The following is a 14,851-nucleotide window of genomic DNA, read 5'->3' on the forward strand; positions in this document are numbered from 1 at the left end:
GTCACGACCGGGGCAGCGACGACCTGAGGTGCGGGCATGGACAGTGGGGCACGGGCGACGCGCGGCGGCTGGAGCAGGCGCCGGTTCGTCGGGGCGGCGGCGGGAACCGCCGCCGTGGTGGCGGTTCCCGCCCCCGCCGCGCCCCGGGCGGCCCCTTCCACGGCCCGGGAGCGTGTGGCCACCGCACGGCCGCAGCGCGGGGCCGCCGACGAGTCCCCCCGTCCGCTGTACGTGGGCACGTACACCTCCGTCGACGGCGGCGGCACCGGCATCGGCCTGGCCTCGTACGACCCGGTGACGGGCAGGATCACCGGCGCGGGAACCCTCACCGGCGTGGCCGATCCGTCGTACCTCGCGATGCATCCGGACGGCCGCACCCTGTACGCGGTCGACGAGCGGACGGAAGGCGGGGTGAGCGCCGTGCGGCCGGCCGACCGGCACGTCCTGGGCACCCGGAGCACCGGCGGAGCGGCCCCCTGCCACCTCTCCGTACACCCCACCGGGCGCTGGCTGCTCAGCGCCGACTACGGATCCGGCAGCGTGGCCGTGCACCCGATCGAGAAGACGGGCGCGCTCGGGGAACGCACCGACCTGGTCACCCACTCGAGCCCCGCTCCCGGCCCGGGCCGGCAGGGACCGCACGCCCACCAGATCGTCACCAGCCCCGACGGCGGCCATGTGCTCGCCGTCGACCTGGGCACCGACACCGTCCACAGCTACCGCCTCGACCCGGCGGAGGGCACGCTCACCGAGGTCGCCCGGGCCCGCGCGCGGGCCGGCGCCGGCCCGCGCCACCTCACCTTCCATCCGGACGGCCGGCACGCCTACCTGGCCGACGAGGTCGACAACACGGTCGCGGTGTGCGCCTACGAGCCCGCCACCGGCCGTCTGACCATCGGCGCCCCGCAGTCCACCGGCACCGGCGCGGGCACCAGCTACCCGGCCCAGATCCTGGTGACCGCGAACGGCGCGTACGCCTACCTGGCCAACCGCGGCGGCAACAGCATCACCCGGTACGCCGTCGAGGCGGACGGCGCCCGGCTGCGCCTCATCGACACCGTGCCGGCCGGCGGGGACTTCCCCCGGCAGATCGCCTTCTCGCCGGACGGCGGGCTGCTGTTCGCCGCGAACCAGCGCTCGGGCACGGTGAGCGTCTTCCACGTGGACACCGGCACCGGGGAACTGCGGCTCGCGGGTGAGCCGTTCTCCTCACCGGTCGCCGTCTGCGCGCTGCCGCTGTAGCGTCCGCGGAAAGCCGGGGCGCCCGCGGCGGTACCCGGCCGCCCCGTTCCTCACGTGATCACGCCGAGCAGTGCCCGGGCGCACAGGTCCCGCACCTCGGCCCGGGACAGCTCGGAGCCGCGCAGCCACTCCAGGCAGACCGCCGTGGTGAAGGCCAGCCAGCCGCGCACCGCCAGGCGGAGCCCGGGGCGCTCCGCGAAGCCCGGGCCGAACTCCGGATCGGCGGCGAGGCCGGCCAGGATCTGGCTCTCCTGCGCGGCCAGCGCCCGCCGGTAGACCCGGCGCACGTCCTGGTCGCCCGCCGCGTCGGCACGGTGGAAGGCGCGAAAGCCGTGGGCGTGGGTCTCGACGTACTCCAGGTAGGTGTCGAGGGCGGCGGTGAGCTGCTCGCGCACCGGCACCCCCGCCGCGGCCTCCGTCATCCGCAGCATGCGCTCGCTCTCGCGCTCCACGACCGCAGCGAAGAAGTCCCGCTTGGTCGGGAAGTAGTGGTACAGCAGCCCGCGCGAGACTCCGGCGATCTCGGCCACCCGCTCGATCAGCACGTCGTCGTAGGGGGACTCCGAGAACAGCCGCGCGCCCACCGACAGCAGCTGCTCGCGGCGCTCGGCGGTGCTGAGTCTGCGACGGGTGCCCCGGTCGGCGGCCATGCCCGCACTTTACTTGACGCGGGTTCAACAACCGGCCCAGACTGAAACCCGCTATTGAACCCACGTACAACACGCTCGACCGGTGGCTCGGATCAAGGGAGATCGCGTCATGGCTGAGACGGACGCCGGCACACCGGGCGGGGCCGGGCTGCCGAAGGGTTTCCGCGGGGCCGAGCAGGGCTGGCCGGAGCTGGAGCGCATCCCCCGTCCGCCGCACCGGGTGCCGCTGCTCGGTGACGTGCTCGGCGTCGACCGGCGCACACCGGTGCAGGATTCGATGCGGTTCGCCCGCCGGCTGGGCCCGATCTTCCGCCGCAAGGCGTTCGGCAACGAGTTCGTCTTCGTGGCCGGCGCCGGGTACGCGGCCGACCTCGCGGACGAGTCACGGTTCGCCAAGCACGTGGGCCTCGGGGTCGCCAACCTGCGGCCGGTCGCCGGGGACGGGCTGTTCACCGCGTACAACCACGAACCCAACTGGCAGCTGGCGCACGACGTCCTCGCCCCCGCCTTCAGCCGTGAGGCCATGGCGGGCTACCACCCGATGATGCTGGACGTGGCCGGGCGGCTGACCGGCCACTGGGACCGGGAGCTGGCGGCCGGACGTGCCGTGGACGTGCCCGGTGACATGACCAAGCTGACCCTGGAGACCATCGCCCGCACCGGGTTCGGGCATGACTTCGGCTCCTTCGAGCGCAGCCGCCTGCACCCCTTCGTGGCCGCGATGATCGGCACGCTCACCTACGCCCAGCGGACGAACACCGTGCCCCCACCGCTGGCCCCGCTGCTGCTGCGCGGCACGACACGGCGCAACGCGGCCGACACGGCCCTGCTGGGCCGCACGGTCGACGACCTCGTACGGGCCCGGCGCGAGGCGGGCCCGGGCGGGGCCGGGGACCTGCTCGACCGGATGCTGGCGACGGCGCACCCGCGGACCGGGGAGCGGCTGTCCGCCCGGAACGTCCGGTACCAGGTGATCACCTTCCTGGTCGCCGGCCACGAGACCACCTCGGGCGCGCTGTCCTTCGCCCTGCACTACCTCTCCCGGCACCCGGAGGTGGCGGCCCGGGCCCGCGCCGAGGTGGACCGCGTCTGGGGCGCCACGGCGGCGCCCGGCTACGAGCAGGTGGCGAAACTGCGGTACGTGCGCCGGGTCCTCGACGAGTCGCTGCGGCTGTGGCCCACGGCCCCCGCCTTCAGCCGTGAGGCCCGGCAGGACACCGTGCTGGCCGGAGAGGCCGGTGAACACCCGATGCGCCGGGGCGCGTGGGCGCTGGTGCTGCTGCCGATGCTGCACCGCGATCCCGAGGTGTGGGGCCCGGACGCCGAGCGGTTCGACCCGGACCGGTTCGACGCCAAGGCCGCCCGGGGCCGCGCCCCGCACGTCTTCAAGCCGTTCGGAACGGGGGCGCGGGCCTGCATCGGACGCCAGTTCGCGCTGCACGAGGCGACGCTCGTGCTCGGGCTGCTGCTGCGCCGCTACGAGCTGCGGGCCGACCCCGGCTACCGGCTGCGGGTCTCCGAGCGGCTGACGCTGATGCCGGAGGGCCTGCGCCTGCGGCTGGAGCGGCGCCCCGCACCCGCGGGCGTGACGGCCCAGGGCACGGGCGGCCCGGCGTCAGCGGCCCGCTGCCCAGTGCCCGGGGTGGGTGACTGACTCCGGCAGCCGGGTGCCGGCACTCCCCCGCGCCGCCTCGAGCTGGGGCTGGGTGAGGAAGAAGGCGCCGGTCAGATCGGCGTCCGCGAGATCCGCGTCGCGCAGGTCGGCGCCGATCAGGTCCGCTCCTCGCAGGTCCGCGCCGGTCAGGTCGGCTGCGATGAGGCAGGCGCCGCGCAGACTGGCCCCGCGCAGGTCGGCCCCTTTCAGCCGGGCGCCCATGAGGTCCGCGCCCCGGCGGTCCTTCTTCCTGCCGCTCTTTCCCCCGAATCCCGCGCGCACCAGGTCGCTGGTGCGCAGCAGGAGGACGTTGACCTCCTGCCGGTGGGCGGCCACGTCGAGCCCGGCCAGTTCCTCCGGTGTCCCCCGGGTGAGCCGCTCGGTCTCCTCCAGCGCCCGGCGCAGATCGGCGTGCACGGGACGGGCCGCGGACAGGCTCAGCGCCTCGGTGAGGTACCGGAGCAGTTCGTGGAGCTGCCGGACGACCGGGAACACCTCGAACATACGGCGGGCGTGCTCACGGGGGCCGGTGCGCCAGTCCTGGCCGCCGAAGACGACCTGGGAGACCTTCTGGCCGGCGCCGAAGCAGTCGTAGACGGTGCAGCCGGTGAAGCCCTTCTCCCGGAGCCGGGAGTGGATGCCGCAGCGGTGGTCGCTCCCGAGGTTCGGGCAGGGCTTGCCCGCGGGCTTGTCGAGCGCGAAGTCCGCCGAGGCGGCGAAGGGAAGGGCGACGCAGCACAGCCCGAAGCACGAGGCGCAGTCCCCCCGAAGTTCCGACCGGTCGGCTATCTCATCTGGCATGCGGGACAGCCTACTGACCTGCGGATCAGCTCTGGCCGTCACTCCGTGAGCGCGGGCAGGTCCAACCGGGCCAGGCGGTCGGGGTCGGCCAGGATGTACATGCCGGTGATCCGGCCGTCGGCGACGGTGAGGGCGGTGACGGACACGGCACGGCCCTCCGGCGCGGTGACGAGGCCCAGTGAGCCGTTGACCAGCACCGGCCGCGCGAAGGCCGCGAACTGGCGGAACAGGAAGGCCTGTTCGGCGACCGCCCGTGCCCCGTGCACCACCTTGGAGGCGCCGACCCCGCGCACCAGGGCACCCGCGTCCGCGCGCAGCACCACGTCCGGGTGGAGCAGGGCGACGAGGGCCTCGAAGTCGCCGCCGCGGGAGGCCGCCAGGAAGGCGTCGACCACCTGGCGCTGCGTCGTGAGGTCGGGGTCGGACGTCGGGGCGGCGCCCTGCACCCGGCGGCGGGCCCGGCTGGCCAGTTGCCGGGTCGCGGCCGGGGTGCGCTCCACGACGGGCGCGATGTCGTCGAAGGGCACGGCGAACATGTCGTGCAGGACGAACGCCAGCCGCTCGGCGGGCTCCAGCGTCTGGAGCACCACGACCAGGGCCAGGCCCACCGAGTCGGCCTGCAGCATCTCCTGCTCGGGGTCGACGGCGGACAGCGGCCGGATCACGGGATCCGGCACGAAGGCCTCGTCCATCGGCTCCTCGCGGCGCGCGGCACGCGAGCGCAGCATGTCGAGGCAGACCCGGCCGACGACCGTGGTGAGCCAGCCGCCGAGGTTCCTGATCTCGTCCGGGTCGGTCCGGCCGAGCCGTAACCAGGCCTCCTGGACCGCGTCCTCGGCCTCGGCGAGCGAGCCGAGCATCCGGTAGGCCACGGCCTTGAGTCGACCGCGCTGTTCCTGGAACCGGTCGGCCAGGAGCTCGGTGTCGTTCATGTCGTCCCCGTTCGGTCTGTGGGTGGGTGCTGCCCGGCGAACAGTTCGAAGGCGACCGCGGGCTCGCCGCCGAAGCGTTCGCCGGTGGCGTCGGCGCCCGCGGTGAGGAACCCCCTGGCGTACCCTCGGGTTCCTCGTCGGTCAACGCCTCGATACCGGTGCGGTGTTGGAGCAGTGAGCGTATCGCCGCGTGCCGATGCCCGCCTCGCCGCGGGTCGCGAGGACATGGGCGACCTCACGGCCGGCGTCGGTCCAGGCGGCGACGGCCGCGGCGCACCCGTACTCGAGGTCGTCCGGGTGCGCCACCACGGCCAGGACACGCTCCCAGTCGGCCGGCATGGGCTGCGGCTGGGTGATCTCCGGCTCGGTCATGGGCGCAGACCATGCGGACCGACCACTCACGCAACCGGTTTTCCACCGGCCCGCGGGGGCCGGGATGTCACACCTCGTCGCGGGCCATGGCCAGCAGCCGGTCCAGTACGCGGGGCGCGCCGGCGCGCAGGCCGTCGTGCTCGAACTCGTCGGTGACCCAGGTGCGCAGGCCCCGGATCGCACGGGCGGTGCGCAGCGCGTGGGCGGTGTCGACGTACATGTCGTCGTGGTAGACGGCGGCCACGGCCGGGACCTCGTTCGCGGCCAGGCGCGCGGGATAGTACAGGGGCGTCCAGTCGGTGCGGGCGGCGAGCAGGTCGGCGGTCTCGCGCAGGGGACGCAGGGCCGGGTCGCAGTCGAAGGTCCAGGGGTGGACGCTCTCGCCGGTGAAGAGCAGCGGCGCGTCGCCCGCGAGGGCCTTGGCCGCGTCGAACTGCGGGAACTCGGCGCGCACCCGCTCCGCCGCCCAGTCGGTGGGGCGGTCGTCCTGGCCGTAGCAAGCCTCGTGGACCAGGGCGTACAGCGGGTGGCTCGCGTACGACAGCAGGCTCTGGACCTCCTCCTGGAAGGCGTCCGACAGCTCCCGGCCGTGCGGGGTGCGGACGAAGGCGTCCTCCAGCAGGTAGTGCAGGCGGTGGCTGCCGTCGCCCGTGCCGAGCAGGATGCCGAGGGACTGGAAGGCCTCGACGGTGAGGCGGTAGCCGCCGGGCAGGACCACGTCGTGGGTCAGCAGGTGGTCGGCGATGCGGCGGGCGCGCTCGACGTCCTGAGGGTAACGGGCGTAGTGCCCGGCGACCTTGCGTTCGATACGGGGGTAGGCGGCCCGGTAGACGTCGTCGGCGTGCGCGTCCAGGGAGGGCAGGCCGCCGGTGATCACGGCCGTACTCAGGCCCTCGGGCGCCAGCGACAGGTACGTCACCGCGCAGAAGCCGCCGAAGCTCTGGCCGAGGACTGTCCATGGGGCGCCGCCGGTGAGCCGGGGGCGGATCAGCTCGCAGTCGCGGACGATGGAGTCGGCCCGGAAGTGCGTGAGGTAGGCGGCCTGCTCCGCGGGCGTGCCGCGCAGCGGGAGCGTCTGCCGGTTGGCGGGCGTGGAGCGGCCGGTGCCGCGCTGGTCGAGGAGGAGCACACGGTGGTCCTCCAGGGCGCGGCCGAGCCAGGCCTGCTTTCCGACGAAACGGTTCGCCCCGAAGCCGGGGCCGCCCTGGAGGTAGATCAGCCACGGCAGGTCCCGGTCCGCCTTGTCGCTCGCGACGGCCTCCCGGGCGTACAGCTCGATGGTCCCGCCCGCCGGGTCGGCGTGGTCCAGGGGGACGGTGAAGTGGTGGTCGGTGAGGACGACGCCGGGCTGGCGGTAGCTGACGGTCAACTGGTCTCCCGGGACGGACGGATGGTCGCGTCCCAGTTCAGCACATGTCCGTGCGCCGTCCGACCCCCGGGATCATGGAAAGTTACTGAATCGTGGGTCAACGGGCCGCGAGGCTGGAGCGGCGCACCACCAGCTCCGGCTGGAGCACCACCCGGCGGTGCTCGTGCGCCTTGGGGGCGTCCCGGGACGCCTCGGTCTCCTCCAGCAGCAGTTCGGCGGCGAGGGCGCCCATGGTGACGGCGGGCTGCCGTACGGAGGTCAGCGGGACGGCGGCGGCCGCCGCGAACTCGATGTCGTCGTAGCCGACGATGGCGAGGTCGTCGGGGACGACGACACCGGCCGCGTACATGGCCTGCAGCACGCCGAGGGCGAGGAGGTCGTTGGCGCAGAACACCGCGGTCGGCCGGTCGGCGAGGCCCAGCAGCCGGGCGCCCGCGTCCCGTCCGGCGGCCACGTCCAGGCGCTCCGTGGGCAGCTCGCGCAGGGCCCCGGGGCCGAGCCCGGCCTCCGCGAGGGCGTTCAGGGCGCCGGTGCGGCGGTCCCTGACCTGGTTGAAACCGGGCGGGCCGCTGACGTAGGCGATGGAGCGGTGGCCGGCGTCCACCAGGTGCCGGACGGCCAGGGCGCCGCCCGCGACGTCGTCGACGGAGACCGAGCACTCGGTGGTGCCCTCGGCGACCCGGTCGACCAGCACGAAGGGGATGCCGTGCCGCCGGAACGCGTCGATGTTGCGCCCGGTGGCGTCGGCCGGGGTGAGCAGCACGCCGCGCACCCGCTGCTCGGCGAAGAGCGAGAGGTACTCGGCCTCCTCGCCGGCGCTCTGGGCGCTGTTGCAGACCATCACGCCGAGCCCGGCCTCGCGTGCCGCCCGTTCGGCGCCGCGCGCCACGTCCACGAAGAAGGGGTTGCCCATGTCGAGGACGAGCAGGCCCATGATCCGGCTGCGGCCGGCGCGGAGCTGGCGCGCGGACTCGCTGCGGACGTAGCCCAGCCGGTCTATGGCGGACTGCACGCGGGCGCGGGTCTCCGAGGCGACCGTGTCCGGGCGGTTGATGACGTTCGACACGGTGCCCACCGACACGCCGGCGGCGCGGGCGACATCCTTGATACCCACCGACTGGGCCATCGGGCGGGGACCTCCAGAAGGACGAGGGGGCGGCGGGAAAGCCCTCACATTACCGTTCATCCCGCCGCACACCCGACGGGGTCAGGCGGGCAGGGCGAAATCGACGACGTGCAGCGCCGAGGGGGTCGTACCGCTCGACTTCTCCTGGTACATGAAGGACAGCACGTCGTCCGCCCTCACCCGCGACTCGTCGATCACGACCTCGCCGAAGGCGTTCAGGTCGCCGCCGTCGTACAGCAGCGACCAGTCGGTGTACCCGGAGGCCTTGGAGGCACCCGCGATCCGGCCGTGGGGGAAGACCGCGTAGGCGTTGTCGTACCGGTCCAGGACCAGCTTGGTGCGCTGGCTGGAGTTCAGCGGGACGGGGATCTCGGTCTTCTGCCAGCCGCCGGAGGAGTTCTTGCGCAGGTGGAAGGCACGGCCGTGCGCGGTGCGGTCGGCGACGTAGTCGGTGGTGCACTGGCCGAAGCGGCCGGGGACGTAGGAGATGACCGCGTGCGGCAGGCCGGTGGAGTCGGTGGTCTGGCTCTCCTGGTTCATCAGGGAGTGGTCCGGGTTCAGCGGGTCGACGACCAGGCCGGCGTCGGTGACCGCCACCGTGTCGGAGGTGCCGGTGGTGCCGACGACCGTGCCCGCATCGTTGCGCCAGGTGCGGCCCCGGTCGGTGGAGTACACATAGCCGGTGTCGTGGTTGGTGATGCCGCCGCCGTCGCACATCACGGCCGCGTTCTGCTCCCGCCAGGTGAAGAAGGAGTGCAGGCGGCCGCTGACGTCGTAGTCGATGCCGTGCAGGTACATGTTGCGGGCGGTGCTGGAGCCGTGCGAGCCGGCGTAGGTGCCGGTGGAGCTGCTCCACTCCCCCAGCGCCGTCCAGGCCGCGCCGTCGTATTCGGCGAGCGCGTTGCGTCCGTTGCCGGAGATGCCGGCGCGGTAGCTCAGCTGGAGTCTTCCCTCGGGGGTCGACACGAACTGCGGGTACGTGAACTGCGAGGTGAGCGCGAGCCCGTCCAGCGTGGTCTGCACGGCGCCGAAGACGGACGACGTCCAGGCGGTGGTCCCCGGGTTGTCCAGGAGTCCGGTCACCGACTTCACGTAGAAGAAGCCGTCGCTGTGCGAGTCCATGTTGAGGTGCAGCCGGCCATCGGTCTTCGAGACGCCCATGGAGATCACGTTGTGCGAGTCGTCACTCTTGAGCCGGTGGGGAAGCGTCACGGTGGACCAGGTGGCGCCGCCCAGCACGCGGCGGGCGACGACCGCTTCGCGGGTGGCGGTGTACCAGGCGGCGTACTGGTGGCCCTTGTAGGTGAACAAGCCGTTCTTCTGGAACGAGTTGTTGTTGACCAGGCCGTCGTAGGAGACGAAGTAGACGGCCTGGGCGTCGAGTCGGGTGGTGCCCTGCTGGGTGACGGAGGGGCCGGGGGACGCGGCCCGTGCGATGCCGGGTGTTGCCATGGCGGCCAGCATGGCGGACGCGAGCACGGTACGTCTTCTCATGGTGCGGCTCCGGTGAGCGGTCAGGCGAGGTGGAAGATTTCGGTGAGCGGTTTCATCGCTTCGTCGGGCCGGGCGCCGTCCAGCGACTCGAAGAACGGCGCCATCTCCGCCTGCCAGCGGGCGTTGACGTCGGTGGCCTCCATGCCTGCCTGGGCGGCGGCGAAGTCCTCGGTCTCCAGATAGCCGACCAGCAGGCCGTCCTCACGCAGGAAGAGCGAGTAGTTGTGCCAGCCGGTGGCTCTCAGGGCCTCGAGCATGTCCGGCCACACGGTGGCGTGCCGCTCGCGGTACTCGTCGAGGCGGTCCGCCCGGACCTTCAGCAGGAAGCACACACGCTGCATCAACACCCCTTGCAGGATCAGAAGTTGAACTGGTCGATGTTCTTGGCGTCGAAGACGGTCGGCTTGCCGAGGTTGATCACACCGTCCTTGCCGATGGTGTACGTGGTGGAGCCGGCCTTGAAGGTCTCGCCCTCCTTGCCGGTGATCTGCCCGGAGGCCAGGGCGACGGCGGTACGGGCGGCCAGGTCGCCCAGCCTGGCCGGGTCCCACAGCTCGAAGGCGTCGACGGTGCCGTTCTTGACGTACTTGCGCATGTCGTTGGGCGTGCCGAGGCCGGTCAGCTCGACCTGGCCCTTGTACTTGGAGCCGGACAGGTACTGGGCGGCCGCCTTGATGCCGACGGTGGTCGGGGAGATGATCCCCTTCAGGTTCGGGTACTGCTGGAGCAGTCCCTGGGTCTGCTGGAAGGACTGCTGGGCGTCGTCGTTGCCGTACGCGATCTTGACCAGCTTGACGTTCTTGTACTTCGGGTCCTTCAGCTCCTCCTTCATGTAGCCGATCCAGGTGTTCTGGTTGGTCGCCGTCTGCGCGGCGGACAGGATCGCGATCTGGCCCTTGTAGCCGATCTGCTGGGCGAGCAGTTGCACCTCGGTGCGGCCGAGGTCCTCGGCGCCGGCCTGGGAGACGAAGGCGTTGCGGCAGCCGGCGGTGGTGTCGGAGTCGTAGGTGACGACCTTGATGCCGTTCTTCATGGCCGTCTTGAGCGCGGTGCACAGGGCGCCGGGGTCCTGCGCGGACACGGCCATCGCGTCGACCTGCTGCTGGGTGAGGGTGTTGACGTAGGACACCTGGCCGGAGGTGTCGGTGGCGCTGGAGGGGCCGACCTCCTTGTACTTGGAGCCGAGTTCGGTGAGCGCCTTCTCGCCGCCCTTGTCGGCGGAGGTGAAGTAGGGGTTGTTGACCTGCTTGGGCAGGAAGCCGACGGTCAGGCCCTTCTTGGTGGCCGCGTTCGGGTCGGCCTTGCCCGCCGTCGCGTTCGAGTTGTCTTCGCTCTTGACGTCGTTCTTGGTGGTGCCGCCGCAGGCGGTGACGGCGAGGGCGAGGGAGGCGGCCGTGGCGAGGGCCGCGCAGGCACGGCGGATCGACGACTTGCGCATGGCGAGTTTTCCTTTACGAAGGGTGAGCGAGGGAAGGGGTCATGCGGCAGGCGTGGGGGGAGCCTTGGCGACCGGCGTGGAGGGCGCCCGGCGGCCGGCCCTCGCGACGGAGATCTGACGTGCGACGCGGGGGCCGAGCACGGAGACGACGAGCAGGACGCCGGTGACGACGATCTGCGACTGGGCGGAGACGTTGAGCAGGCTCATCGCGTTCTGCAGGGCGCCCAGCAGGAACACACCGGCGATCGCGCCGCCGAGCGTGCCCTTGCCGCCGTCGAAGTCGATGCCTCCGAGCAACACGGCGGCCACCACGGACAGTTCGAGGCCGGTGGCGTTGTCGTAGCGGGCGCTGGCATAGTGCAGGGCCCAGAAGACACCGGTGAGGGAGGCCATGACGCCGGTGGCGACGAACAGCAGCAGCTTGGCCCGCTTGACGCGGATCCCGGCGAACCGGGCGGCCCCCTCGCTGGCGCCGATCGCGAACAGCGACCGCCCGAACGGGGTGGCGTGCAGGACGACGACGGCGATCGCGAGGAGCACCAGGAAGGGCAGGAAGGCCTGCGGGAGGAAGGAGTTCCCGAGCCGACCGGCGGCGAAGTCCAGGTACTGGGTGGGGAAGTCGGTCACCGCGTCGGAGCCGAGGACGATCTGCGCGATGCCCCGGTAGGCGGCGAGGGTACCGATGGTGACGGCGAGGGACGGCAGCCCGAGCCGGGTCACCAGCAGGCCGTTCACAAGACCGCACACCACACCGAGCAGCAGGCACAGCGGGATGATCTGCTCGATCGCCAGCCCCTCGTTCCACAGCTTGCCCATCACCGCGCCGGACAGACCGGCCGTGGAGGCCACCGACAGGTCGATCTCACCGGCCACCACGAGCAGCGTCATCGGCAGGGCGATCAGCGCGATGGGGAGGGTGTTGCCGATCAGGAACGACAGGTTGAGGGCGTTGCCGAACCCGTCGACGAAGGAGAAGGACAGCAGGAGCAGCACGATCAGCAGGGCGCCGACCACCGTGTCCCAGCGGACGGCGCGGGCCAGGGACTCAGGCATGGCGGGTGTCCCCCTTCTTCGGGGCCGCCTTCACGGAGGCCGACTTCTTCTTCAGGGCGGACGCCACCCGCAGGGCGACGACCCGGTCCACGGCGATGGCGAGCAGCAGCAGGACGCCGTTGATGGCCAACCCCCAGACGGAGCTGACGCCGAGGGCGGGCAGCACGCTGTTGATGGAGGTCAGCAGCAGCGCGCCGAGCGCGGCACCGTAGACGCTGCCGGAGCCGCCGGTGAAGACGACGCCGCCGACCACCACCGCGCTGACGACGGTGAGTTCGTATCCGCTGCCGGTGCTGGAGTCCACGTTGCCGAACCGGGCCAGGTACATGGCGCCCGCGAGTCCGGCGAGGCCCCCGCAGAAGGTGTACGCGACGAGGATCCGCTTGCGGACGGGGATGCCGGCGAGGCGGGCGGCCTCCGGGTTGGAGCCGAGCGCGTACAGCTCGCGGCCGCTGCCGTAGTGCTTGAGGTAGTAGGCGGTGGTGACCAGGACGGCGAGGGCGATCAGTGCCGGCCACGGCACCGCCCCGAGGCCGCCGGAGCCGAAGTCGACGAAACCGCCGGGCAGATCGGACGCCGTGATCTGCCGGGAGCCGACCCAGATGGAGTCGATGCCGCGGATGATGTACAGCGTGCCGAGGGTGACGACGAGGGCGGGCACCTGACCGAGGCTGACGAGCAGGCCGTTCAGCAGGCCGAAGCCCACCCCGAGCAGGACCGCCAGCACGATCGCCACGACCGGGTCTCCCCCGCCGTGCAGATAGGTGCCTGCGGCGAAGGCACAGATGCCGAGGGTGGAGCCGACCGAGAGGTCGACGTTGCGGGTGATGACCACCAGCGACTGGCCGGTGGCGACCAGCACCAGGATGGTGGCGTTCAGCAGCAGGTCCTTGACGCCCTGCTCGGACAGGAACTCGCTGTTGCCGAGCTGGGTGACGACGATCATCACCAGGAAGACGACCAGGATGGCGAGTTCGCGCATCCTCAAGACGCGGTCGACGAGCCGTGCGCCGCTGGAGCCCGGCACGTCGGCGACGGGGGTCTCGTGCGGGGTGGTCACCGTCATGCGGCTGCCCTCCCGGTGGCTGCGGCCATCACGGTTTCCTCGGTGGCTTGGGATCGCGGGATCTCGGCGGTGAGGCGGCCCTCGTGCATCACGAGCACGCGGTCGGCCATGCCGAGGATCTCGGGCAGGTCGGAGGAGATCATCAGGACCGCCACCCCTTCGGCGGCCAGTTCGGACAGCAGCCGGTGCACCTCGGCCTTGGTGCCGACGTCGATGCCCCGGGTGGGTTCGTCGACGATCAGCACCCGCGGGCCGGTGGCGAGCCACTTGGCGAGGACGACCTTCTGCTGGTTGCCGCCGGACAGCGTGGAGACGGCGTCGGCGATCCGCGCGTACTTGACGTGGAGCTTCACCGCCCAGTCGAGGCTGCGGCTGCGCTCGGCGCCGCGGTCGACGAGGCCCGCCCTCACGGTGGTGCGCAGACCGGTCAGACCGATGTTGCGCTCGATGGACATGTCCATCACCAGGCCCTGGGCGCGCCGGTCCTCCGGTACCAGGGCGAGCCCCGCGGCCATCGCGGTGGACGGGGCGCCGTTGGTGAGCTTGCGCCCCTCGACCTCCACCTCGCCCGCGTCCCACCGGTCGATGCCGAAGACCGCCCGGGCCACCTCGGTGCGGCCGGCGCCGACGAGACCGGCGAGGCCGACGATCTCACCGTGCCGCACCTCGAACGAGACGTCCGTGAACACGCCCTCGCGGGTCAGCCGCCGTACGCTCAGGGCGACTTCGCCCGGCTCGACGGCCTGCTTCGGGTACAGCTCGTCCAGGTCGCGGCCGACCATACGGCGGACCAGGTCGTCCTCGGTCATGCCGGCCAGCGGCTCACTGGCGATCCAGGCGCCGTCGCGCAGGGTGGTCACCCGCCGGCAGATCTCGAAGATCTCCTCCAGCCGGTGCGAGATGAACAGCACCGCGGCTCCCTGTTCGCGCAGGGTGCGCACGACGCCGAAGAGACGGGCGACCTCGCTGCCGGTCAGGGCGGCGGTGGGCTCGTCCATGATCAGGACCCGGGCGTCCAAGGAGAGCGCCTTGGCGATCTCGACGATCTGCTGGTCCGCGATGGACAGACCGCGGGCGGGCCGGTCGGGGTCGAGGTCGACGCCGAGTCGGCGCATCAGGGCCAGGGTCGCGGCGTGGGTGGCCTTGTGGTCGATACGGCCGAGCGCGCGGCGGGGCCGGCGGCCCATGAAGATGTTCTCGGCGATCGACAGGTCGGGGAAGAGCGTGGGCTCCTGGTAGATGACGGCGATACCGGCGTCGCGGGCGTCGCCGGGCCCGTGGAAGACGACGGGCGCGCCGTCGAGCAGCACCTGGCCGGCGTCCGGCCGGTGCACTCCGGCGAGGGTTTTGATCAGCGTCGACTTGCCCGCGCCGTTCTCCCCGGCGAGGGCGTGCACCTCGCCGGGGTACAGCTCCAGGGAGACGCCGCGCAGGGCGCGTACGGCGCCGAAGGACTTGGAGATGTCCTTCAGTGCCAGCACCGGTGCCGGGCCCGGGTCGGACGGCTGGGTCATGGGTGGCTCCTCGACGACGCCGGCGGGTCGGGCCTCAGGGCGTCGTGAAAGGTTTCAACTGGATTGCCGGGACGTTAGGCACTCCGGACATGTCACGTCAATGGGTAGCGCTCGAAAAGATTTCGATAGCCGGAGGTCAC

13 protein-coding genes and 1 pseudogene are annotated in these 14,851 nt (G+C 72.1%); 2 read left to right on the forward strand and 12 right to left on the reverse strand.

Going from position 1 to position 14,851, the window contains the following annotated elements; translation table 11 throughout:
- The first annotated feature begins 36 nt into the window (after nucleotides 1-36).
- A complete protein-coding gene (locus tag ACFY0F_RS16795; protein ID WP_388793846.1) occupies nucleotides 37-1,242 on the forward strand; it encodes a lactonase family protein in 1,206 nt (401 codons plus the stop codon).
- 50 nt (nucleotides 1,243-1,292) lie between these two features.
- On the opposite strand, the gene ACFY0F_RS16800 is transcribed toward ACFY0F_RS16795, so the two are convergent.
- On the reverse strand, nucleotides 1,293-1,892 hold the full coding sequence (locus ACFY0F_RS16800) for a TetR/AcrR family transcriptional regulator (RefSeq protein WP_388793848.1): 600 nt from the start codon (nucleotides 1,890-1,892) through the stop codon (nucleotides 1,293-1,295).
- 109 nt (nucleotides 1,893-2,001) lie between these two features.
- Between ACFY0F_RS16800 and ACFY0F_RS16805 the strand changes: the two genes are divergently transcribed.
- Nucleotides 2,002-3,546: a cytochrome P450 gene (locus ACFY0F_RS16805; RefSeq protein WP_388793850.1), complete on the forward strand. Its 1,545-nt coding sequence runs from the start codon at nucleotides 2,002-2,004 to the stop codon at nucleotides 3,544-3,546.
- Here the strand turns inward: ACFY0F_RS16805 and ACFY0F_RS16810 are convergent.
- From ACFY0F_RS16810 to ACFY0F_RS16860, 11 genes and pseudogenes are all read right to left on the reverse strand, one after another.
- Nucleotides 3,508-4,347, reverse strand: a complete 840-nt coding sequence (locus ACFY0F_RS16810) for a pentapeptide repeat-containing protein (RefSeq protein ID WP_388793852.1) — start codon at nucleotides 4,345-4,347, stop codon at nucleotides 3,508-3,510. The genes ACFY0F_RS16805 and ACFY0F_RS16810 overlap by 39 nt on opposite strands.
- Nucleotides 4,348-4,385: 38 nt before the next feature.
- A complete protein-coding gene (sigJ, locus tag ACFY0F_RS16815; protein WP_388793854.1) occupies nucleotides 4,386-5,279 on the reverse strand; it encodes an RNA polymerase sigma factor SigJ in 894 nt (297 codons plus the stop codon).
- Nucleotides 5,280-5,450: 171 nt separating this feature from the next.
- A pseudogene (locus ACFY0F_RS16820) lies at nucleotides 5,451-5,651 on the reverse strand (PIG-L family deacetylase); the annotation flags it as partial.
- Between the two features lie 67 nt (nucleotides 5,652-5,718).
- Complete coding sequence (locus ACFY0F_RS16825) at nucleotides 5,719-7,020, reverse strand: alpha/beta fold hydrolase (RefSeq protein WP_388793855.1); 1,302 nt, start codon at nucleotides 7,018-7,020, stop codon at nucleotides 5,719-5,721.
- A gap of 97 nt (nucleotides 7,021-7,117) precedes the next feature.
- A complete protein-coding gene (locus tag ACFY0F_RS16830; RefSeq protein WP_388793857.1) occupies nucleotides 7,118-8,146 on the reverse strand; it encodes a LacI family DNA-binding transcriptional regulator in 1,029 nt (342 codons plus the stop codon).
- Nucleotides 8,147-8,227: 81 nt separating this feature from the next.
- Nucleotides 8,228-9,640, reverse strand: coding sequence for a BNR repeat-containing protein (locus ACFY0F_RS16835; RefSeq protein ID WP_388793859.1), 1,413 nt, complete (start codon nucleotides 9,638-9,640; stop codon nucleotides 8,228-8,230).
- A gap of 20 nt (nucleotides 9,641-9,660) precedes the next feature.
- A complete protein-coding gene (locus ACFY0F_RS16840; protein ID WP_388793861.1) occupies nucleotides 9,661-9,981 on the reverse strand; it encodes an L-rhamnose mutarotase in 321 nt (106 codons plus the stop codon).
- 17 nt (nucleotides 9,982-9,998) lie between these two features.
- On the reverse strand, nucleotides 9,999-11,078 hold the full coding sequence (gene rhaS / locus ACFY0F_RS16845) for a rhamnose ABC transporter substrate-binding protein (protein WP_388793863.1): 1,080 nt from the start codon (nucleotides 11,076-11,078) through the stop codon (nucleotides 9,999-10,001).
- A 39-nt stretch (nucleotides 11,079-11,117) separates the two neighbouring features.
- Nucleotides 11,118-12,131, reverse strand: a complete 1,014-nt coding sequence (locus ACFY0F_RS16850) for an ABC transporter permease (protein WP_388793865.1) — start codon at nucleotides 12,129-12,131, stop codon at nucleotides 11,118-11,120.
- The gene (locus ACFY0F_RS16855; RefSeq protein WP_388793866.1) at nucleotides 12,124-13,197 is read right to left on the reverse strand and encodes an ABC transporter permease; all 1,074 of its coding nucleotides are present in this window, start codon (nucleotides 13,195-13,197) and stop codon (nucleotides 12,124-12,126) included. Before ACFY0F_RS16855 ends, ACFY0F_RS16850 begins: the two co-directional genes overlap by 8 nt.
- Entirely contained in the window at nucleotides 13,194-14,711 is a 1,518-nt protein-coding gene (locus ACFY0F_RS16860; RefSeq protein WP_388793868.1) for a sugar ABC transporter ATP-binding protein, read from the reverse strand. The genes ACFY0F_RS16855 and ACFY0F_RS16860 overlap by 4 nt, the downstream gene beginning before the upstream one ends.
- Nucleotides 14,712-14,851: the final 140 nt, after the last annotated feature.

This window comes from Streptomyces sp. NPDC001544 (assembly GCF_042894285.1).
Taxonomy (GTDB): domain Bacteria; phylum Actinomycetota; class Actinomycetes; order Streptomycetales; family Streptomycetaceae; genus Streptomyces.